Genomic DNA, 22,107 nt, shown 5'->3' with positions numbered 1-22,107 from the left:
TTTTCGGTTTAAGTGAAATAAGTTTTACGCCTGCTTAACAGGTATACGAGTCCGCCTATAACGATAGCCAGGAAGATGCCCAGGCTCCCCCAGGCGGGCAGCGAAAGCGCATTAAAGTTGAGCAGCGCCTTGTGACCCAGCAGCGGCGGGATGTAGGTCATGCCCGGCACTTTGATGGGAGCTTCCGGGTCGAGGTTGGTGCCGAACTTATGCAGCCAGAGGTAAAAGTCTGCGATGCCAGCTGCACCAGCTATGGCCAACAGAATCACCCAGTACAGCACCAGTTTTCTTTTCCCGAGAATCCCAGCCAGCACGCCCGTCATAATAAAGAAGATGACGATGTAGGGCATGTACTTGAGCTCGGCAAAAGAGTCCGGATGAATGGCCTCCATGCCGATGTAGTGGTTCAGGATATTGAAGTTCTGGAGCACGTGGTCAGAGCTTCCGCCCAGCTTGTTTATCCAGATGTGCAGTTCCAGCCCCTCGGGGTACTGCGGCGCCTCCAGGTAAATCTTCCACATCGGGAAGAAAAACAGTGTGCCCAGCGACAAAGCGGCTATTACCATCAGTATTCTCAGGTATATGCGCATAATTTCCTATTTAGGTTGGAGGTATAAAAAGACAGCGAAGCCTGGTTTTAACAAACTCCGCTGTCTTACACAATCAGCTAATCTTAGTTTACGCTTGCCTGGGCCGGAGGGACCGGTTTCTTTTCTCCTGTCGAGAACTTGATAGGGACGTTGGATCCCCTTGGCGACACCCGCACGTAGCCTTGCATTTCCTGGTGCAGGGCCGAACAGAAGTCCGTGCAGTAGAACGGGTAAACGCCTTCCTGCTTCGGTACCCACCTCAGCGACTGCGTGGCACCCGGCATGATCAGGGTTTCAGCATTGTTGGCGCCCATGATCGCAAAGCCGTGCGGCACGTCCCAGTCCTGCTCGAGGTTGGTCACATGGAAGATGACCGTATCACCTACCTGCACACCTTCGATATTATCCGGCGTAAAGTGGCTTCGGATAGAGGTCATGTTCACTTTAACGGTCCTACCCTGCCGCGTCACGCTCACGTCAGATTCTTTCTTCACAGCCTCCGGGTGCGTGTTTTCGTCCAGCTTAAAGAATTTGACGCTATTTGGTGCCACCTTGTCTGCCTGTATCGCCTGGGCGTAGTGCGGCTCTGCCAGGGTCGGGAAATCGAGCAGCATCCGCATTTTATCTCCGCTGATGTCGATCAGCTGTGCGGAGTGCAGCAGTTCAGGCCCGGTTGGTAGGTAGCGGTCCTTGGTGATCTTGTTCATCACGACCAGGTATTTGCCATCTGGCTCTCTCGTGTCGCCGCCCGGAATCATCAGGTGGCCTGGGGAGTAGTAAACCGGCATTCTGTCCAGTACCTGCAGGTCTTTCACATTCCACTTCACTACTTCCGACGACACAAACATGGTAGAGTACGCATTGCCTCTGCCATCAAACTCCGTGTGCAATGGTCCTAAACCAGGCTCCTGTACTTCGCCGTAAAGAACCGATTCATACTTGAATACAGGTATACCATTCACCTCGCCGTCAAAGTCCTTGTTTTCGATAGCCTGCTGCATTTTAGAGAAAGAGAACACAGGAAGCGTGGCGGCCAGTTTTCCGTTCACCACCATGTACTCCCCTGTCGGGTCCACGTCGATGCCGTGCGGCGACTTAGGCGCCGGGATCAGGTACATCATGCCCGGGCACTCTTCCGGCAGCAGGTAGCGCACTGATTTCTTCACGGTAGACTTGGCGATATGGGAGTTGTGGTCCATCGTGTTGTGGTAATAGTTGGCTGGCATCTCGTGTGCCTTCCCTTCGGCGGCATACTTGGCTGCCAGTTTCCAGTTGATGGCCGCCAGGTAATCGCGGTCGTTCTGGGATGCTCCCAGTTCTTTCAGTGTGGAAGACTTCTCGGTGTTGTAAGTCGTAAAGAACACCCAGTCACCGGAAGGACCTTTGCCGCCATTGGCCAGGTCATAATCAAAGCCGGGTACCAGTATCTGGAAGTCCAGTTCCATGTGGCCATCGTCTTCATTCGTTTTGATGAAAGAGATAGAGCCGCGGAACTTGTCCTTATACTCGGAAAGACTGGCATCTCCCATCCCGGCTTTATCTGTGTTTATCGGCACACTGAAACGCGTACCCGCCAGTATGTACTCGTTGTTGTTGGTTGGGTATGGCGAGCAGTGGTTACCGGCAGAGTTCGGAATTTCCATGATCTCCACTGTCTCGAAGGTAGTCAGGTCCACCTTGGCCACACGCGGCGTGTTGTTGCCGTTCACGTACAGGTACTTGCCATCGGCCATTCCGTCACTACGCGAGAGTTTGGGATGGTGCAGGTCATCCCAAGGCACGAAGCCATGTGAGGTCATCAGCATGGGCTTTGTCTCTTCGTTGTAGCCGTAGCCGTTTTCGGCAAATTGCGTGAAAACAGGTATAACTTTCAGCAGCCTGCCCGAAGGAAGCCCGTATACTGAAACCTGTCCGTTGAAACCTCCTGACAGGAAAGAGTAGTACTCATCGTGCTGCCCTGGCGGAACATAAACCGCTGCGGCGGCATCTGAATCAACTGTACCGGATTTCTGATTTCCTTCTCCTCCTCCACATCCCTGCAACATCGCACCTGCCATTAGCATCGGTATAAAGCCTAGCTTGGGTGCTATCCTTTTTAAATTCTGCTTCAATACTTCCATTATACCAGCGGTTTAGTTTACTTTCCTTGTGCTTGTAGGTCGTTAAGGCGCATAAACTCAAGCAGTGCGCGGGCATCCGACTCGTTGATATTCTGGTTTGTCATCTGCGTTAAGTGCTCTGCGAGTAGCTTCTTGGCGGTTGGGTCTTTCTTGGTCATCTCTTCCGGGTTGATCACCATGTTCATGATCCACTCCGGCTTGCGCTTTTCGGTTACACCCAGCAGGCCTGGACCCACTACTTTTTCGTCTGTAAGGGTATGGCAGGCAGAACATTTGCTTTCATAAATTGACTTACCCTCTGCTGCCAGGGCATCATCAATGTTCTCGCTTACCTCAATGGAAGAAACAGGTCCTATCCCTTTGCCATCATCCTCTACAGGAGCCTGCTCCTGCTGGTGAGCCAATCCGGTTTGCTCTTGTGACTCAGCAGCGTTGTTTTCGCTATCACCTGATGAACAGCTAAAAAGTAAGGAGCCACAGAACAGGACTACTACGCTATACCTGATAGACTTTGGCAGAAGACTATATAGTGTTTTGTTTAGTGAAGAGAGCTGATTTGTCATAGTTTTGGATAGTTAAGGTGAGTAATGGTTAAACATGATTGGCCTTTGTTTACGAAGACCTTTCGTTTCGGTTCAATTTGGGTAAGTATATACCGCAATCAGCAGCGTTTTATACCTTTTCCCCTTTTTCCTCAATACGGATAACAAATGCAGGCTACCAAAATCAAAAGAGCGCAGACCTCAGGGCCTGCGCTCTTTTGATTAAGAAGACTGTCTGATCAGCTAACCAGGCAGCGGGTGTTTCACATTATTTACAGATCTCTCCTGGTAAAAGCTCTTCTGGAGGCCAGCACCGGCACCAGCACCCAGAGCACCATCACCGCAAAGGCTAGTCCTATGCCCCACAGGCTGCCAAAGATGCTCTTGTACAAAGCCCCGGTATAGCCCATCATGGCCGACACGTCCAGGTTGAGCAGCACCAGCACACGCCCCAGGTCTACCGGGTTAAGCGCAGTAAGTACCAGTGTGGCGTATTCCAGCGGGTAGTCACCGAAAGAGTAGAGGATGAAGAGCACGATGCCGTCGTAGATCAGCGCGAAGTAGAACCAGAGCAAGAGCGCGATGCCTATCCCCTTGGCTTTGTCGCGGGTGATGACCGAGGCCAGGAAGGCCAGGGCCACGAAGATGAAGGTGATGAACACGCCCGTGAGCACCAGGTACAAACCCGTGGCGCCCGGCGCGAACAGCAGCACCGGTATACCCACCCCGATCATAAAGGCAGCCGAGAGCGACAAGGCCACCCCCAGGTACTCGCTCATAAAAATCTTGCTGCGCCGGATCGGCTGCGACACCAGCAGCTCCATGAACTCGTAGGAGTTGTAAAAGTGGGTGGTGCCGAAGACGATGCTGATCAGCGGCACGGTGAGCAATACCAGGTTGAGAAGGCTCAGCAGGCCCTTGTCCGGGCTGCCGCCCAGGTTGAAGAGGCCGATCGAGAGCAGCAGCAGAAACAGGGTGTAGGCCACGATGATCTTGTTGCGGACAATGTCATAGAGTACGTATTTGATGATCTTGTTCATGGCTTAGTCCTCCTCGTTCATAATTTTGGCAATAGCGCGGCTCAGGCGCTCTTCGTTGGTGTGCTGCTTGATGCTGGTGATCGTTTCATGGAATTTGAGCGCACCGTCCACCAGACACATCACCTCGTCAGCCACCTCCTCTACTTCGCTCATGATGTGCGATGTGATCAGGATCAACTTGCCTTTTTTCTTTTCCTTCAGAATCTTACACTTCAGGATCTCCGCCGAAATCGGGTCGAGGCCGGCGGTTGGTTCATCGAGAATAAGCACCTGCGGGTCGAACATGAAGGCAAGTGCCGCACTCACTTTCTGCTTCGTGCCGCCCGACAGGGAGCCCATTCTTTTATCGTACATATTTTGAAGGCCATACAGGCCAATCAGTTCCTCATCTATCACGGCGGCGTCTTTGCGGATGTCACGGATCATCTCGATCACCTGCCGGATCTTCATGTTCTCGGGGTACTTTCCGATCTGCGGCATATACCCGATCTGGCTGCGGTAGGCGTACTGTTTCAGCACACTCTCGCCATTGTATTTGATGTCGCCGCTGTCAGGCAATACCATGCCCAGTATGCACTTGCTCATGGTGGTTTTGCCCGAGCCGTTCGGCCCGATAATGGACACCACACGGCCACCACTAAATTGCACCGTCAGGTCTTTGAGCACGGTTAGGTTACCGTAGGTTTTGGACAAGTTTTCTATCGCTATCATGATTCACTTTCTTCATTAAAGGCCGTTCATCGACCAGACTCTCAGGTATAAAACTCGGCAGCACCCGCTCGATGCTGTCCATCAGATCGACCATAAAACTGCGCATGAACATCACCGAAGGCGGCACCCGCTCCACCAGCATGGAGTACAGGCTCACCGGGCGGTAGGGCACATCCCCTACCCTGTTTTTGTTCAGGTCGTAGCCGCTGTACTTATCCCAGTAGTTATGCTCAAACAGGTTCATGGTCGGGCTGCCATTGGTGCTCACATCAAAGGAGTTGCCGGTGAAGTTATTGAGCCTAAACGTATCCTGGATGCAACTCGCCAGCAGTCTTATCGCCCAGCCATTGCGGTCAAAATCGTTGTTTTCTATGTACAACCGGCTGGAGCTTTCCATGTAAATGCCGGTGGTGTTTCTTCGGAATGTATTGTTGAGAATGACACTTTGCGAAATATCTTTCAGGAGCAATCCATAAGCAGCAGACCCCCAGTTATCTTCAAAGGTATTGTGTTCCATCCGGATGTTTCGGGTATACATCACGGCTACGCCAGCTCCGTTTTTCCGGAAAATGTTGCGGGTATACACGTTGCCGTCCGAGAACATAAAGTGCAAGCCGTAGCGGTTATTGCGCTCGCTGATATTCTCGTGGATCAGGCTGTTGGTCACATATTCAAAATAGATTCCATCGCGGTGACCTTCCACTTTGTTGCCGCTTACTTCGGCACCGTCGGTGCGCCACACATGTATGGCATTGCCCAGCGCCGATTCTATCTTGCCTGTGTTGACGCCCTTCACCACATTGCCTTTCACGATGCTGTTGTCGGCGTTCTGCAGGTATATACCAAAGTAGGTGTTCAGGACGGTATTGTTCAGTATCTGTATGTTTTCACGGTCAGCTACCCGTATGGCAGCGTCGTCGCGCATGTAGCTTACGGCCACATTCTGCACCGTAAAGCCTTCCACTTTCACGTTGGATGAGGTAATGGTGATAATCTGGCCGCTGTTCTGGCCGTCTATCACCGGGTTGTTGCGCCCGATCAGGCTGATGGGTTTGGTGATCTCTATACCTGACTCCAGGTATACGCCGCCGTCCACCAGCACCACATCGCCGGCTTTCGCCTTGCTTACGGCTTCTTTCACGGAATGGTACTCGCAGGTGTTGCATACCTTTAGTGTGTCGCCGAGAGCCACTGGGCTACCCAGCATCCACACCAAAGCGCATGCTGTCCAAACTACAATATATTTACTCAGGTTTTTCATTGTTCTTTACGGCTATCATGGCCTGATCCCAGTTCAGCAGGCGACCGCCTACTTCCTGGTGCATTTTGGTGGCAGTTCCCTCATCTGACAAAGCGGTCAGGTACATACCCATCGGGCTTGGGAGCTCCTTACTCTGTATAAAACTGGCGCTGCGGGCGTCAATCAATTGATTAGGTCGGGTAAAGTCAGTCACTAGCAGATAGGCTGCCTTCTCTTGCTGCTCCGGGTTATCCTGCAGGTATGCTGCCAGGCACTCCGCTGAGTCGAAATAGTAGGGCTTGCCTTTGTCATTGACCAGCTCAGCGCCATATCGGCTGTCAGACACAGTCATCTGGCAGTGAGCGCAGTTCACCTCCCCATAAGCGATGGGCTTAGGCTCTACCTGGCAACCTGCCAGCAGCAGGATCACCAGCAGCACCAGGCAGCTCATGTATAGGTTTAGTGATTTCATGCCATTACTTTTTTTGATGTTTTCACATGCACTGTGCTGCGGCTGAAGAAGTAGACCAGACCTCCCAGCAGTATGGCCAGCCCTATTCCTAAACTACCCATGGCAGGCAGCGACAAGGCATCGAAGTTGAGCAGCGTCTTGCTTCCGAGTAGCGGTGGCACATATGTCATACCGGGTACTTTGATGGGGGCGCTTGGGTCTAAGTTGGTGCCGAACTTGTTGAGCCACATGTAGAAGTCGGCTATACCTACGGCACCGCTTATCATCAGCAGCACAACCCAGGAGAGAACCATTTTTCTTTTGCCCAACAGCGCTACCAGTATACCTGCCACCATAAAGAAGATGACGATATAAGGCATGATCTTGAGTTCAGCGAATGAGTCGGCGTGGATCGGCTCCATGCCAATGTAGTGGTTGAGGATGTTAAAATTCTGGAGCGATCCTTCAGTGTCACCTGAAATCTTGTTCACCCAGATGTGCATCTCCAGACCTTCTGGATACTGTGGAGCCTGCAGGTAAATCTTCCACATCGGGAAGAGGAACAACAAACCGAGAGACAGCGAGGCTATCATCATCAGCACTTTATGGTAAGCTTTCATCCTTGTGAGTTTTAAGGTGAAAATTTAAAAAATAAGCGGAGGCTGCCCCGGGCAACCTCCGCTTGTGTTATGCCCGGCTTATACCTGTTGGTTAAGCGGCAGGCTTCTTCTTGCCTGTAGAGAATGTAATCGGTACGTTTGATCCCTTAGGAGATACGCGGATGTAACCTTGCATTTCCTGGTGCAGCGCAGAGCAGAAGTCTGTGCAGTAGAATGGGAACACACCGGCTTTCTTCGGTACCCAGCGCAGTGTTTGTGTTGCGCCCGGCATGATCAGCGTCTCGGCGTTGTTGGCGCCCATCACTGCGAAGCCGTGCGGTACATCCCAGTCCTGCTCGAGGTTCGTCACGTGGAAGAGTACGGTGTCACCTACCTGCACACCTTCAATGTTGTCCGGTGTCATGTGGCTTCGGATGGCCGTCATTTTCACACGTACCACGTTTCCTTCGCGGGTTACGCTGGCGTCAGACTCTTTCTTCACCGCATGTGGGTGTGTGTTCTTGGCCAGGTCGTAGAATTTCACACTGTTCGGCGCTACTCTTTCAGCTTTGATAGCCTGTGCGTAGTGCGGTTCAGCTACGGTCGGGAAGTCAAGGAGCATGCGCATTTTCTCGCCGCTGATGTCGATCAACTGAGCAGAGTGCGCCAGTTCAGGACCAGTTGGCAGGTAGCGGTCTTTGGTGATCTTGTTCATGGCCACCAGGTACTTGCCGTCAGGAGTGTGCGTATCGCCACCAGGGATCATCAAGTGACCAACTGAGTAGTACACCGGCATTCTGTCCACTACTGTGAAGTCGCTCAATTTCCATTTCACGATCTCAGAAGACACGAACATAGAGGTATAGGCGTTGCCTTTTCCGTCGAACTCGGTGTGCAATGGTCCAAGACCTGGCTCTGGTACTTCAGCTTTCAGCACAGACTCGTACTTGAACACTGGGATACCGTTGATCTCACCGTCAAACGCTTTGTCTTTAATTGCCTGCTGCATTTTAGAGAAAGAGAACACTGGGATAGTTGCAGCCAGTTTACCGCTCACTACCATGTGCTCACCGCTAGGGTCCACGTCGATACCGTGCGGAGACTTAGGAGCCGGGATCAGGTACATCATACCTGGGCAGTCCTCAGGAAGCAGGTAGCGAACAGACTTCTTGATAGTAGACTTCGCCATGTGCGAGTCTTTGTCCATTTTGTTGTGGTAGTAGTAAGCTGGCATTTCCTTCGCCTTGCCTTCAGCAGCATACTTGGCAGCCAGTTTCCAGTTCACAGCAGCCAGGTAGTCGCGGTCGTTCTGGGAAGCACCCAGTTCTTTAAGCGTACCAGAGCGCTCTGTGTTATAGGTAGTGAAGAATACCCAGTCAGAAGACGGGCCTTTGCCACCGTTCGCCAGGTCGTAGTCGAAGCCCGGTACCAGGATCTGGAAGTCAAGTTCCATATCGCCTTTGTCCTGGTCTACCTTAATAAAGGAGATAGAGCCGCGGAACTTGTCAGCATACTCGTTCATGCTCACGTCAGCCGTACCGCCTTTCATGTCAAGTGGCACAGAGAAACGCGTACCTGCGATCACATACTCGTTGTTATCAGTTGGATAAGGCGAGCAGTGGTTACCGGCAGAGTTCGGGATTTCCATGATCTCCACGGTCTCGAAGGTAGTCAGGTCGACACGGGCCACACGCGGAGTGTTGTTACCGTTGGCGAACAACCAGCGACCGTCTGTCATACCGTTCGTGCGCGACAGTTTCGGGTGGTGCAAGTCATCCCAGGGCACGAAGCCGTGTGATGTCATCAGCATTGCCTTAGACTCTTCGCTGTAGCCGTAGCCGTTCTCACCGTGCTGTGTGAACACAGGGATGATTTTCAGCAGTCGGCCAGAAGGCAGACCATACACGGACATCTGTCCGTTGAAACCACCTGACAGGAAAGAGTAGTACTCGTCGTGCTTGCCAGGAGCTACATACACTGCCTGAGCAGCATCAGAGGAGACGCCTGCAGCAGTGGCGCTTCCTTCGCCCGGGCCGCTGCTGCAGCCCTGCAGCACGGCACCACCGCCTACCGCCATGATAAAGGCGGCTGCAGGAGCGACATTTTTGAATTTATTGAATAAAGATTTCATGATGATTATGATTTTCGTGTTGTTTCAGATTAAGAATTCTTGTCATTCTGACGCAGGAACTCCAGCAGGGCTCTGGCGTCAGTTTCGTTGATGTTCTGGTTAGTCATCTGCGTTAAGTGCTCAGCCAGCAGCTTTTTAGCAGTCGGGTCTTTTTTGGTCATCTCCTCCGGGTTGATGATCATGTTCATCACCCACTCCGGCTTGCGGCGCTCCGTTACGCCCGCCATACCCGGGCCTACTACTTTCTGGTCTGACAACTGGTGGCAGGCAGAGCATTTGCCTTCGAAAATAGACTGACCTTCAGAAGCCAATGCCTGGTCTATGTCTGCACCCACTTCAACTGACTTAACTGGTCCTATACCTTTTCCGTCATCTTCTACCGGTGCAGCAGGCGCCTGATGGGCGAGGCCCGACTCCTGCTTGGTTTCAGTAGTTGTGGTGTTGTCAGAAGAGCAGCTGTAGAATACCATAGCGGCCAGGAAAAGGAAAGCAGCGGATTTAATAGATTTCATGATGGTTGTTTTTTGTTTTTTGAAATTCATGATGTTTACCTGTTTAACTATGAGGTGATCAGGTTCCGTTGTTGTCTTGTGTTTGCAGACTTTCACTTTCAGGTTTTGACCCCCTCTGTAATCAGTACTATTTGGCTTTCATTTACAATACAAAGGTATTCTCAGAGTGTCGCGAAATAAAAGACCTATATCTCTTTTAATAGTGACCTTTGTCATCTTTTTGAAGTGAGCGGTGAAACAGTCAGCAGGAAAGCTGCCTCTTCGAGTGCCTCCACGCTGTGACGCACATGCTCTTGCAGCGTCAGCAGCTGTCCTTTGCTCAGCACTACAGTTTCCGTTTCGGTGTTGAACCGGATACTTCCCTCCACTACCTGCACACTGATAGGACCCGGTGCCTGATGCGGCTTTATCTCGGTGCCCGCCTGCATCACATTCAGCAGGATGCGCATTGTCTCAGACTTGTAGATCGTCCTGGACCCTCGCCCGTTCTTCTGCCAGTTCTCCTCCCCTTTCAGCTCAAGTGCCAGGGCAGGAAGATCAGTAGTGATCAAAGCCTTGTCGCTATCCCTGGGAAGGGAGTTGCCGGATTGCTGTGAGTTTTCTGTTTTATTCATGGCTCTATTATTATATAAGAGTAGGTGGGGTATTTCTTACCGCCTTGACCTTGCACAAAAGTATCCCAGCCCGGCCTGACAATAGAAGACCTTAATCTCTTTTATTAGTGATCTATGTCATTTTTCTCCTTCCCTGCCTGTATGACCTTTGCAACAGTTCAAAACCATGTGAAGAGAAGATGCCATGAAACGGCTTGCTATTATAATGTGTGTGATCTGTGTGCTGGTGCAGCCCTTGAGCAAGCAGGGTATCTTGTTGGTATACCAACTGAATAAGGCCTATATCGCCAGTGAACTGTGCGAAAACAGGTTTATACCTGGCTCCGAATGCAATGGAAAATGCCACCTCCGCAAAGAGCTGAAAAAAGACAGCGAGCGTGAGCAGCAGTCACAGCGTCAGCAGCACAGCGTAATCGACCTGATTGCTTTTGATACAGAGCTGCTTCCTGCGGCGCCTGCCATAGCACCAGTAGAAACCAGCGGACACTCCCTATACCGGGCAGGTGTCTATACCTCACCCGATTTTTCAATCTTTCACCCTCCGCGATTCATCGCTTAGTCTCTGATCCCGGTGCCACTCCGGCACCCTCCTGTTTATTTTAAAAATTCAAAGAGTACTAAGTCATGAAAAAGATATTATTAATCGTCATCGCCCTTTTATCGATCAACATCAGCAGCCAGGCCTGCGACAAAGGCTGCACCATGGGCGGCAGCTACATGGGCATATTGCCTCAATTCCATAAAAACTTTGTGGGTTTGCGCTATACCACACGCTCTTATACCACTACTGCCACACATGGTCACCATGTGCAGGTAACCGACGAGCGCTTTGCCACAGCCGAGCTGTGGGGCCGTTTTGTGCCGGTCAAGAACGTGCAGATCTTCGCCTTTGTGCCCTACATGCTCAATGAACAGAGCGGTGGTCACCATGCCATCAAGAGCAGAGGCTTTGGGGATGTGACCCTGATGGCCAACTATTCGCTTATCAACACCGGTGACAGAATGGACAAGAACCTGAAGCACACGCTGCAGGTAGGTGGCGGCGTAAAACTCGCCACAGGTGCCTACCGCAACCAGGAGCATGGTGAGCAACTGGCACCAAACATGCAACCCGGCACTGGCAGCACCGACTACCTGGCAAACGGTATCTATACCGTCCGCTACAAGCAACTGGGCCTGAGCAATGATGTGACCTACCGTTTCAACACTGAGAACAGCAATGGCTACCGTTTCGGCAACCGTGTCAGCGCTTCTTCTAACCTGTTTTACTGGCAGAATGTGAAAGGTATCTCCCTGCTGCCTAGTGCGGGCGTGTACTACGAGCATGCCGAAGGCGACCAATACGAAGGGGCTCCTAACCTGCAAAAAGGCGGCGACTCTTTCTTCACTAACCTGGGCATGAGCGTGTATGTGAAAAACATCGCGGTGGGCGGTACAATACAGTTACCTGTGAGCAGCACCGAGGCGCACCACCATACCGAAGGCAACCGTCGCACCATGGTTAACCTAACCTACATGTTCTAAGGCTCATGGCCTGAACCTCAGCTACTGATTTTCAACTCAAATTCAACTATAACCACTCAAACCTTTACCTTTTATGAAATACAGAAACCTATGGCTGGGGTTCATTGCCGTGATCGTCGGCTCCTTCGCCGTTCTCGGATACTACGGTATCGAGATTTACAGAGAAGCACCACCTATACCGAACAAGGTGGTCACCACATCCGGAAAAGTCCTTTTTACCGGGGATGACATCAAAGACGGACAGAATGTTTGGCAGTCCACGGGCGGTCAGCAGCTGGGCTCAGTTTGGGGCCACGGTGCCTACATAGCACCTGACTGGAGTGCCGACTGGCTGCACAAAGAGGCCATGTACTTCCTCGACTACTGGGCACAGCAGGAAAAAGGCGTGCTGTATGACGACCTGGACGAAGAGACAAAAGCGATGCTGGAGGCCCGTCTGCAAAAGCAGATCCGTGCGAACACTTACGACCCGGAGACAGGTATACTGACTGTATCGGATCTGCGTGCTGAGGCGATAGCAGAAGTGGGCAAGCACTATACTGGCCTGTTTATGAACGACCCGGCGTTGGCCAAGCACCGCGATGCCTATGCCATGAAAGACAACACTGTGGAAGATCCGGTGCGCATGGAGAAGCTCAACACCTTCTTCTTCTGGACTTCGTGGGCCTGCGTGACCGAGCGTCCGGGCAAGAAAATCACCTATACCAACAACTGGCCTGCAGAGAAACTGGTGGCTAACGAGCCTAGCTCTGACCTGATCATTTGGACCGGCTTCTCTGTGATCATTCTGATTGCGGGTGTGGGCATGCTGGCTTATTACTATGCCTCTAACCGTGAAGAGGAGATCGACCATTCCAAGCTGCCGAAGCAAGATCCATTGCTGGGCTTAACGGCTACTCCTTCCATGAAGGCGACCTTGAAGTACTTCTGGATTGTGACAGCTCTGATTCTCGTCCAAGTCACGCTCGGGGTTGTCTCGGCGCACTATGGTGTGGAAGGACAGGCCTTGTATGGCTTCCCGCTAGCCGAGTACCTCCCTTACTCCATTACCCGTACCTGGCACGTGCAGCTGGCCATCTTCTGGATCGCGACATCCTGGCTGGCAACAGGTTTATACATCGCTCCTGCCGTGTCGGGTCATGAACCTAAATTCCAGAAATTAGGCGTTAACTTCCTCTTCGTTTGCTTGCTCATCATTGTGGCTGGTTCACTGGCTGGTCAGTGGTACGGCATCATGCAGAAGCTAGGCTACACCGAAAACTTCTGGTTTGGTCACCAGGGCTACGAGTATGTGGACCTGGGTCGCTTCTGGCAGATCTTCCTGCTGGTGGGCTTGTTCCTGTGGCTGGGGCTAATGGTACGTGCCATTCTGCCTGCCTTTAAGAAGGATGTGGATGGACGCCACTTATTAGGTATGTTCCTGATCTCATCGGCAGCTATCGCCATCTTCTACGCCTCTGGCCTGATGTGGGGTCAGCATACCAACCTGGCCATTGCCGAGTACTGGCGCTGGTGGGTAGTGCACCTGTGGGTAGAAGGCTTCTTCGAAGTATTCGCCACCGTGGTAATCGCTTTCCTGTTCGTACGCATGGGGCTGCTAGATACCAAAATGGCAACGGCAACGGTGCTCTTCTCGACCATCATCTTTCTGTTCGGCGGTATCATCGGTACGTTCCACCACCTTTATTTCAGCGGCACACCTACTGCGGTAATGGCCCTGGGAGCGACCTTCAGTGCGCTGGAAGTAGTGCCATTGGTGCTGATCGGTTTCGAGGCCTACCACAACCTGCAGATCAGTAAGCTCACCCAGTGGATCAAAGCTTATAAGTGGCCGATCTACTCTTTCGTGGCTGTTGCTTTCTGGAACCTGGTGGGTGCCGGTGTGTTCGGTTTCGTGATTAACCCGCCGATTGCGCTCTACTACATGCAGGGACTTAATACGACACCAGTGCACGCCCATACGGCCCTGTTCGGGGTATACGGTATGCTGGGTATCGGTCTGATGCTGTTCGTGCTGAAAGGCCTGTCTGCCCGCCGTCGCTGGAAAGATGGGGTGATCAGCTTCGCCTTCTGGTCTATCAACATCGGCCTGATTCTGATGGTACTCATCAGCGTGCTGCCAATTGGTTTGATGCAGACCTGGGCGAGTGTGGAGCATGGTCTGTGGTATGCCCGCTCTATGGAGTTCATGCAAACCGACACGATGAACATCCTGCGCTGGCTGCGTGTGATCGGTGACACGATCTTTGCGGGTGGTGTGCTGGCCCTGGCCTGGTTCATCATCGGCCTCAAAACTGGCTGGTCGCTGGAAGAGGACGAGGACGTGGCACCACTGATCGAAGAAGAAGCTACTGTAAAACAGGTTCGTTCTTAAGTTAAATTCAGCTATACCCAAAAGCTGAACTCCGAGCAAAGCGCTCATTATACATATACCCTTTACTAACAGCCCTTCTGCCTTTGGCGGGAGGGCTTGTTTTTTGTGTCTATACCTGTGGCTTCAGGTATAGCAGCGAAACTGGTGCAGGTATACCTTATACTTCCTGCCCTTTTGTGCGTAAGGTATAGGCTGACTGAGGTAGAGCGTTTGGGTTTTATCAACCCCGAAATAAACAGTGGGTGATTCTTTAATCCCCGTATACCTATGTGGGGCATGTGGGTCCGGAGACCTGCAACAGCATCCAATCATTCAACAATAGAACAAAAGTTATGGGCATCAAGAAAGTAGTAGATAAGGTAAAAGAAGAAGTAAAAGTGCTGAAGGGCGAAGAGTCCAAGGACAAAGTATACCAGAACGAGCAGAACTACCCGGATATGACCACTGCGAGGACAGCTTTTGAAGAATCAAAGAAAAAGCTTTTCAATGTAAATCTCTGGTCTAACCTGGAGGGGATCAATTCCACATTCGAGTTGCATGATGAACGAGGGCGGAAAACGACGGCTGAAATTCCGGAGATTGGCTATTTTGTAAAGATTACGTTGCCTGCTTCCAATGTAGAGAACTGGGTGAACATATCCAGCATCCGCATCGAGGACAACCTGGCTGAGTTTACGGTACATCCCAGCGAGAAACCCAATCCGCCGGCAGACGAGGAGGAAGTAACAGAGCACTTTTTCACCAAAGAGGCCAGCAGTACGTTTCGGGTAGAATTGCAGGGCACCAGACTTGTTGCCTCCGAGATCGGCAAAAACGAATACATCAACAACCAGGGTGAAGAATCCGGCGACCGCTCCGTGCTGAACACCCTAATCGCAGAAGGCGGCTGGGCCGGTTTCCAGGGACTGCAATGGGACAAGCTCACCAGCTACCTCGTGCACCAGGAGGAGAGAAAAGACGAGTAGGCAGCTGTGTATACCTCATCCAAACAGTTGCATAAGGTATGAAAGTACTGAGCCTGATTCTGTTTCTGATATTTCTGACTGCACTGACCTTCATTTTGAGAAAGATCGAGCGCCGTAAAAACCGTAGAGATTAGCGCTATACCTGTCCTGCTATACCTTTCGGGCAGGTATAGCATAGGCGCTGTGCTGCATTTCTCTTATATTTGGAGGTAACAACCAATCTGATCTGAATGAAACGCTTTCTGTTCCTGGCCCTTTCCTGTGGCCTTCTGCTACAAGGAAGTGCCTCCGCCCAGTCGCTGGCACTTGAAAAACCTGTCGAGAAATCGCTCAAAAAAGTAAAACCAAACGATATAAAAGCCCACATCAAGTACCTGGCCGATGACCGCCTGCTGGGTCGAAAGCCCGGCACCGAAGGCTACCAGATGGCTGTGGACTATGTAGTGGAGCATTACCAGAAGGCAGGTATAGAGCCCGGTGGTGAGAACGGCACCTACCTGCAGCTGGTGCGTTTGCGCCAGTCTTTCCCCGGCAAAGAGGCGAGCATGGTGATTGCCGATTCAATGGGCTCCGCAATGCAGCTGACATACAACAAGGACTTCTCAGTATACCCACATGCCGAAGAGCCGGAAGTAAGCATCGAGGCTCCGATGGTGTTTGCTGGCTACGGCATCAGCGCTCCTGACCTGGGCTACGACGACTACGCAGGTATAGACGTAGCAGGCAAGATCGTGGTGGTGTTGCGCGGCGCTCCAACCAACTTCCCTTCTACGGTGTCGGCCTACAGCCGCGACATGATGACGGTACTGAAGATCGCTGCCGAGAAAGGCGCCGTGGGCGTGATCGTAGCCAATACGAATCCGAAAGCCGGTGTGCCTAACCTGCAGGGTGGCACGTACAGCGTGATGGACCCGAATGGTAAAGTGGCCGTTTCCCGCAACTATGTATCGGATAAGATCCGGGTGCTGGCCAGCATCAACAGCAGCACCTTCGAGCAGCTTCTTAAAGGCACAGGTATAGAAATAGCCAAACTCGGGGAGCAACTGCAACAGGGCAAGCCGGCCTCTACCCCATTGGCCCATACCCTGCGCACCAGCTATACCTCTACCTACAAGGATTTTGAAAGCCACAACGTGATTGGCAAAATCACGGGTGCTGATCCGCAACTGCAGAACGAGTACGTGGTGCACAGCGCGCACCTCGACCACGTAGGTGTAGGTCGCGCTGTGAATGGTGACTCCATCTACAACGGTGCCCACGACAATGCCTCCGGTGTGGCCAGTGTGCTCGAGATCGCGAAAATCTATTCCAGGCTGCCTGAAAAACCGAAGCGCTCTGTCCTGTTTGTGATGGTAACTGCTGAGGAAATGGGCCTGCTGGGTTCCGCTTACTTCGCCCGCTTCCCGACAGTGCCGGTGGAGCAGATCGTGGCTAACATCAATACCGATATGCCAACCATCATCGCACCACTATTGTCAGTTGTTGGCCTCGGTGCAAACCACTCCTCGCTTGAAAACGAAGTAGCCGCCGCAGCAAATCACCTGGGCCTGACGGTAGAGGAAGATCCGGAGCCGGAGCAGATGCGCTTTATCCGCAGCGACCAGTACAGCTTCGTGATGCAAGGTATACCTGCCCTGCACATCAAGTATGGCAACAAAACTAAAGACGGACTCAATAACCTGAAAAAGCAGGTGGAGCAATGGCGTGCCGTGCACTATCACAAGCCACAGGATAACTTCAATGACACCTTCGACTACAAGGCCGGGAGAAAGTACGTGCAGCTGAACTTCCTGATCAGTTACCAGGTGGCCAATGACCCGCAGCGACCAAGCTGGAAAGCAGGTGATTTCTTCGGTAGTCGCTTTGGGAAAGGAAGTAATTAATGAATAATGACGAATAAGTAATAGCGAATAAGTAGCTACTAAAAGGCGAAGCGAAATGGATATTGATTATCCATTTCGCTTCGCCTTTTAGTCATCAATCACCTCAACTCCTCCTGAATTATTCATTCATCATTACTCATTATTCATTACACAAAGCATTAATACATTTGCTCGTAGTACTGATGCGCCATGCGGTCTGAGTCAAAGAAAGGAATCACATCGCGCATGCTTTGCTTGACGATGCCCATCCATTTTCCGCGATCCTTGTAATAAGCCGGGATCACTTCATTTTCCAGGATGTTCATCAGGTTCTTATGGTCGATCTCATCCTGCATGGAATCGGGCAGGTTGCTGTCTACTACCGGCAGTACAAAGCTGTTCTCGCCGTGGCGGGCAAACTCTGGCAGCCAGCCATCCAGCACCGACAGGTTCACGGCACCGTTCATGGCGGCTGTCATACCGCTTGTGCCCGAGGCTTCGCGGGGTCTTCGCGGTGTGTTCAGCCACACATCTGCTCCCTGCTTTAGTTTGCGCGACAAGCCGATTTCGTAGCCTGTCAACACCGCAAAGTTCTTGCGCTGGTACGACAGATTCACCAGGCTGTTGAACACACTCACGGCTCCCTCATCAAAAGGGTAAGGCTTACCGGCCCAGATCACCTGCACGGGCTGGTCTTTCTGGGTAAGCATGTCAAAAAACCGCTCGATGTCATGCACCAGCAAGTCAGCACGCTTGTAGGCAGCAAACCGGCGGGCCCATACCACCGTGAGTACATCCTTCCGGAAGAGCTTACCTGTCTGGTCAGCCACGATCTCAAACAGCTCCTGCTTCATCTCAGCCTTGCGTTGTATCAGTGACTGATTATCGTCCCGCTCCAAAGCCTGCCGCATGGTGCTATCCATCCAGAAGCGGGCATTTTGGGCATTTGTGATCGCCTTGATCTCGCACACGTTGTCATTCTCGTACCACATGTCGCGGGCTACCTGCCCATGCAGTTGCGACACCCCATTGGCCACTTTCGCGATTCGCAGGGCAGCCAGGGTATAGTCAAAGAAATTGCCATGCATGCCCGTCATGCGCCGTGCCTCCTCCAGTGAGGTTTTGTTGAAGAAAGACATATTGTTGAGCAGGTGAATGTCGTGCACTTCGTTACCTGCTTTTTCGGGCGTATGGGTCGTAAAAGCAATGCGCTTTCGCATGTCTTCTGTATTGCCGAATTTCTCGTGCAGATGGAACGCCAAAGGTAAGGCGTGACCTTCGTTCATGTGGTAAATGTCAGCACCACCAAGTTCCTCTACCACCTTGGCTCCCGCTATACCCAGCACAATGCTTTGTGCAATACGGGTGGACGGCTCTTTGTCGTACAGGTGATAAGTAATCGTGCGGGCCAGGTGGTCATTTTCGGGAATGTTGGTGGTCAGGAAGTACATGGGCACCGTACCGAACACTTCAGGACGCAGTACCAGGGCTTTCACTTTTACAGGATGGCCGTTTACGTTCACTGTCACCATGATGCCGGTGTCCTCCAGGTAGGTATAGTATTTTTTCTGAAACTGTACCCGCATGGTCTGGTCGTCGTTGCGCACCTGGTCATAGTAACCGTACTTCCAGAGTATGCCTATCCCGATCATGTTCTGCCGCAGGTCGTGGGCGCTGCGCATGTGCGAACCCGCCAGAAAACCCAGACCGCCTGAGTAAGTTTTGAGCGCCTGGTGTATACCGAACTCCATGCTGAAATAGGCCACACGTTTCTGATACTTCTCATTTATTTCGTACGGATGATACCACTTGCTATATGCTTTCATAAGTTAAATGTTCATGTTTTTAAGGTGTCCTGAGACCCGGCTGAAAATTAAAATGAAAGCAGCGAAAGGCGAAATGCAACAAACGCTGAAGGCATCACCTGTTCAACTGCTTTTATGCTCTTCTGAACGTAAGTCACTGTGGTAGTATACCGCTAAAAGGATAACACCTGGTCTCACGCTCGAAAAAGCTTAAGTACAATATACTTATAACCTTACCAAAGTGATTCAGTTTATTTCAGGGGAGCATTTCCGCTCCCAACAAAAAAGGCTCTCCTATTTGGGAGAGCCTTTTTTAACTCTATTTCAGCTGAGCCCTTATTTTGCCAGCAGCAACTTATTGGAGTAGAGTCTTTCTAAAAAATTCACTTGCGAGGGTAAGGACCTTTGTGCCCTGATTTGTCAAATTTGCTAATTTGCAGTCGCTGCAAAACGCAGTTTACACCTTATACCTTTCATGATAAAGTTTATACCCTACCCCACACTTACGCCCAACTTGCTGCGGGCATTAAATGAATGCATAACTGTGGAGTTTGGCCATGTACCCTTTGTGCAGCAGCGCAGTTGGGCCACACCAGATTGGGTGGTGCTATGGGAAACAGATGGCGAGGTTGCCACTTTCTGCAACATTGTGGAGCGGGAAATTCTGGTAGATGGTCAGCGCCGAAAGGCAGCAGGAATCAATAATGTGATCACCCCTGCGGCGCACCGGGGCAAAGGCTACGCCAGCCAGGTACTGCGCGAAGCAAACGCCTTTCTATTCCGGAAACTGCAGGCCGATATGGGTCTCCTGCTCTGCGCTGATGCCCTGGTGCCTTTCTATGAGCGTTTAGGATGGTACACTGTAGAGAGCCAACTAGTATATGATCAGCCGGCCGGCCAGGAGGAGTATGACTCAAATGTAATGCTGCTCAGCCCAGCGCATACCAACCGACAGGCTCCTGCGCACATTGACCTGCAGGGCCTGCCCTGGTAAGCTGTTGTTATCGATATTTACTCGATCAGTATTCCCATTTTACCCATCTGGTAGTCACGCATGGCCTGCATCACCTCGGTCTGGTTGTTCATCACAAAAGGTCCGTGCATGGCTAGTGGTTCTTGCAGTGGCTTTCCTGCTAATAGCAGCAGGCGGGTATCCTGGCGGGCGGTGATGGTACAGGCCTCTCCATCCTTGTTCAGGAGCGCCAGGTGCAGCCCATCCACCAGGCCATAGCCTTCGAGCGTTACCTGGCCGTCGAGCAGGTAAAGCATGGCGTTAAAATCAGTGGGTATAGGTATGGTGCATTGCCCACCGGCCTGCAGGGTGAGACGCAGCGCCATTACGGGGCTAGGGGTTTGTACGGGGCCTGTTGTGCCTTTGTAATCTCCTGCTACTACGGCTATCCGCACGCGCTCTTCACTGATCACTGGGGTGTCATCAGCTTGCAAGGCATAGTAAGCAGGCTGTTCCATTTTGAGGGCTGCCGGAGTGTTCACCCACAGCTGCACAATCTCCTGCACGCCGCCCTGCTCCTGCATTTCACGGGGAGGGCGCTCACTGTGCACAATACCCAGGCCGGCATTCATCCACTGGGTACCGCCGGCATACACCACGCTGTCGTTGCCACGGGAGTCGCGGTGATGCACGCCGCCCTGGTACACAAAGGTAACCGGCGAAAAACCACGGTGCGGGTGCGGGTCCACGCCTAGCTTATAGGGGTAGTCTGACTGCGGAATAACGGTGGTGTGATGATGCAGTAGCAGAAATGGGTCGTGCTGCTCTACCTGATTGGTGGGCAGTGGCTGCCGGAGCGGCAGCCCACCCATGTCAGTTTCCTCTGCATAAAGAAGTCGTGCGACGCTTCGATTCTGATACATTGGCGTTGTAGGGCTATGGTTTCATCTCAAGATACGAAAATACCTGATCCAGGGAGCCCTACCGCAATCAAAACGTTCCGTTCCGGCTATTTTACCTGTTTGCAGAGGCGCTACTTTGTAGCTGGTCAGGAGATCAGGCCGCGCTGCAGGGCGTATTTGATAAGTGCAGCCGTGTTTCGTGCTTTGGTTTTCTCAAGCAGGTTTTGGCGATGGGTTTCGACGGTGCGCTTGCTCGTAAAAAGTCTTTCTGATATCTCGGCATTGGTATAGCCCTCGCCTATCAATGCCAGCACTTCCAGTTCCCGCTTGGACAGTTCACGATGCGACTCTCCGTTCCCGCTCGTATGCTGTAGCTCATTTGGCAACTGCTTCACTTTACGCAGTAGTTCCAGCGTCACATCCGGGCTAATGTAGCGACAGCCTTGTGCGACAAGCTGCAGGGCACAATAAAGCTCATCTTTACCGGCATTTTTAAGGATGTAGCCAGAAGCACCAAGCTCCAACATACGGTTCACATATTTCTCGTGACTGAGCATGGAGAGTACCACCACCTTCAGCCCGGGATAGTTTTTAAAAATATGAGCGGCCGTTTCAAAACCGTCCATATCGGGCATACTAATGTCCATCAGGACAATATCTGCGTCAACTTTAGGCAATAACTCCATCAACTCACTGCCGCTGGCGGCTTCCCCTACCACTTGTACCGCCGTGTGGTCCTGCAGCAATGCTTTCAGGCCGTCACGCACTATTTTGTGGTCATCGGTGATTATAAGGTTTATCATTTTATAATTTTAAATGAGAGGCTAACATCTACCTCATGGTCCGGCATATTCAGGGCCCAGGATCGGAGCACAAAAAGTCAGGAGTGATGTAAAGAAGAAAAAAGGATTGCGTCCGGTCCCAAGGCGATTTAATCTGACATACCTGCTTGCAGACAATTTTCACAATAAATAACTGAATGTACAATCGTACCTCTCAAACATTTAACTTAAATTTGAAGCATTAGTAAAAAATCAGTATTTCCAGCATCATGGTATACGTATTTACAACGGAACTAACCGAAATTGAGGAGTAGATATACTTCCGATCACTACGCATACCATAGCAGGGGTATTTTGATTCGCGTTTCATGAGCTGTTGGCTACTGCAGTC

General features: G+C 51.6%; 20 protein-coding genes. 6 read left to right on the top strand and 14 right to left on the bottom strand.

Annotated features, from left to right (window positions below; all coding sequences use genetic code 11):
- Positions 1-8 precede the first annotated feature (8 nt).
- The 11 genes from I0P70_RS20185 to I0P70_RS20135 all read right to left on the bottom strand — a co-directional run bounded on the left by I0P70_RS20185 (position 9) and on the right by I0P70_RS20135 (position 10,550).
- Positions 9-590, bottom strand: coding sequence for a hypothetical protein (locus tag I0P70_RS20185; RefSeq protein WP_196120949.1), 582 nt, complete (start codon positions 588-590; stop codon positions 9-11).
- Between the two features lie 83 nt (positions 591-673).
- Complete coding sequence (gene nosZ, locus I0P70_RS20180; protein WP_196120948.1) at positions 674-2,710, bottom strand: Sec-dependent nitrous-oxide reductase; 2,037 nt, start codon at positions 2,708-2,710, stop codon at positions 674-676.
- Between the two features lie 17 nt (positions 2,711-2,727).
- On the bottom strand, positions 2,728-3,273 hold the full coding sequence (locus I0P70_RS20175) for a cytochrome c (protein WP_230392323.1): 546 nt from the start codon (positions 3,271-3,273) through the stop codon (positions 2,728-2,730).
- Between the two features lie 251 nt (positions 3,274-3,524).
- Entirely contained in the window at positions 3,525-4,292 is a 768-nt protein-coding gene (locus tag I0P70_RS20170; RefSeq protein WP_196120947.1) for an ABC transporter permease subunit, read from the bottom strand.
- Positions 4,293-4,295: 3 nt separating this feature from the next.
- A complete protein-coding gene (locus I0P70_RS20165; RefSeq protein ID WP_196120946.1) occupies positions 4,296-5,003 on the bottom strand; it encodes an ABC transporter ATP-binding protein in 708 nt (235 codons plus the stop codon).
- Complete coding sequence (locus tag I0P70_RS20160; protein ID WP_196120945.1) at positions 4,966-6,264, bottom strand: nitrous oxide reductase family maturation protein NosD; 1,299 nt, start codon at positions 6,262-6,264, stop codon at positions 4,966-4,968. The genes I0P70_RS20165 and I0P70_RS20160 overlap by 38 nt, the downstream gene beginning before the upstream one ends.
- Positions 6,248-6,715 carry a nitrous oxide reductase accessory protein NosL gene (locus tag I0P70_RS20155; RefSeq protein ID WP_196120944.1) on the bottom strand — a complete coding sequence of 156 codons (468 nt, stop codon included), beginning with the start codon at positions 6,713-6,715 and terminating at the stop codon, positions 6,248-6,250. The genes I0P70_RS20160 and I0P70_RS20155 overlap by 17 nt, the downstream gene beginning before the upstream one ends.
- Positions 6,712-7,314, bottom strand: coding sequence for a hypothetical protein (locus I0P70_RS20150; RefSeq protein ID WP_196120943.1), 603 nt, complete (start codon positions 7,312-7,314; stop codon positions 6,712-6,714). The genes I0P70_RS20155 and I0P70_RS20150 overlap by 4 nt, the downstream gene beginning before the upstream one ends.
- 91 nt (positions 7,315-7,405) lie before the next feature.
- The gene (nosZ, locus tag I0P70_RS20145; protein ID WP_196120942.1) at positions 7,406-9,424 is read right to left on the bottom strand and encodes a Sec-dependent nitrous-oxide reductase; all 2,019 of its coding nucleotides are present in this window, start codon (positions 9,422-9,424) and stop codon (positions 7,406-7,408) included.
- Between the two features lie 29 nt (positions 9,425-9,453).
- Positions 9,454-9,936 (bottom strand): cytochrome c, encoded by a 483-nt coding sequence (locus tag I0P70_RS20140; protein ID WP_230392322.1) that lies wholly within the window; start codon positions 9,934-9,936, stop codon positions 9,454-9,456.
- Positions 9,937-10,148: 212 nt separating this feature from the next.
- Positions 10,149-10,550, bottom strand: coding sequence for a cupin domain-containing protein (locus I0P70_RS20135; RefSeq protein ID WP_196120940.1), 402 nt, complete (start codon positions 10,548-10,550; stop codon positions 10,149-10,151).
- A gap of 184 nt (positions 10,551-10,734) precedes the next feature.
- Between I0P70_RS20135 and I0P70_RS20130 the strand changes: the two genes are divergently transcribed.
- The 5 genes from I0P70_RS20130 to I0P70_RS20110 all read left to right on the top strand — a co-directional run bounded on the left by I0P70_RS20130 (position 10,735) and on the right by I0P70_RS20110 (position 17,296).
- A complete protein-coding gene (locus tag I0P70_RS20130) occupies positions 10,735-11,109 on the top strand; it encodes a hypothetical protein (protein ID WP_230392321.1) in 375 nt (124 codons plus the stop codon).
- Positions 11,110-11,174: 65 nt separating this feature from the next.
- Positions 11,175-12,074 carry a hypothetical protein gene (locus tag I0P70_RS20125; RefSeq protein WP_196120939.1) on the top strand — a complete coding sequence of 300 codons (900 nt, stop codon included), beginning with the start codon at positions 11,175-11,177 and terminating at the stop codon, positions 12,072-12,074.
- Between the two features lie 73 nt (positions 12,075-12,147).
- Entirely contained in the window at positions 12,148-14,448 is a 2,301-nt protein-coding gene (locus tag I0P70_RS20120) for a nitric-oxide reductase large subunit (RefSeq protein WP_196120938.1), read from the top strand.
- Positions 14,449-14,780: 332 nt separating this feature from the next.
- On the top strand, positions 14,781-15,413 hold the full coding sequence (locus I0P70_RS20115; RefSeq protein ID WP_196120937.1) for a hypothetical protein: 633 nt from the start codon (positions 14,781-14,783) through the stop codon (positions 15,411-15,413).
- 230 nt (positions 15,414-15,643) lie between these two features.
- Positions 15,644-17,296: a M28 family metallopeptidase gene (locus I0P70_RS20110; protein WP_196120936.1), complete on the top strand. Its 1,653-nt coding sequence runs from the start codon at positions 15,644-15,646 to the stop codon at positions 17,294-17,296.
- 158 nt (positions 17,297-17,454) lie between these two features.
- Here I0P70_RS20110 and glgP read toward each other — a convergent pair whose 3' ends face one another.
- Entirely contained in the window at positions 17,455-19,101 is a 1,647-nt protein-coding gene (gene glgP / locus I0P70_RS20105; protein WP_196120935.1) for an alpha-glucan family phosphorylase, read from the bottom strand.
- Positions 19,102-19,555: 454 nt separating this feature from the next.
- Here glgP and I0P70_RS20100 point away from each other — a divergent pair, with 454 nt between their 5' ends.
- Positions 19,556-20,074, top strand: coding sequence for a GNAT family N-acetyltransferase (locus tag I0P70_RS20100; RefSeq protein WP_196120934.1), 519 nt, complete (start codon positions 19,556-19,558; stop codon positions 20,072-20,074).
- A gap of 17 nt (positions 20,075-20,091) precedes the next feature.
- Here the strand turns inward: I0P70_RS20100 and I0P70_RS20095 are convergent, their stop codons facing one another.
- On the bottom strand, positions 20,092-20,955 hold the full coding sequence (locus I0P70_RS20095) for a pirin family protein (protein ID WP_196120933.1): 864 nt from the start codon (positions 20,953-20,955) through the stop codon (positions 20,092-20,094).
- A gap of 125 nt (positions 20,956-21,080) precedes the next feature.
- Positions 21,081-21,737 (bottom strand): response regulator transcription factor, encoded by a 657-nt coding sequence (locus I0P70_RS20090; RefSeq protein ID WP_196120932.1) that lies wholly within the window; start codon positions 21,735-21,737, stop codon positions 21,081-21,083.
- Positions 21,738-22,107 lie beyond the last annotated feature (370 nt).

The sequence above is a fragment of the Pontibacter sp. FD36 genome (assembly GCF_015686655.1).
Classification (GTDB): domain Bacteria; phylum Bacteroidota; class Bacteroidia; order Cytophagales; family Hymenobacteraceae; genus Pontibacter.
The sequence above is the reverse complement of the archived record's forward strand: the minus strand, read 5'-3'. Positions and strand labels throughout refer to the sequence as shown.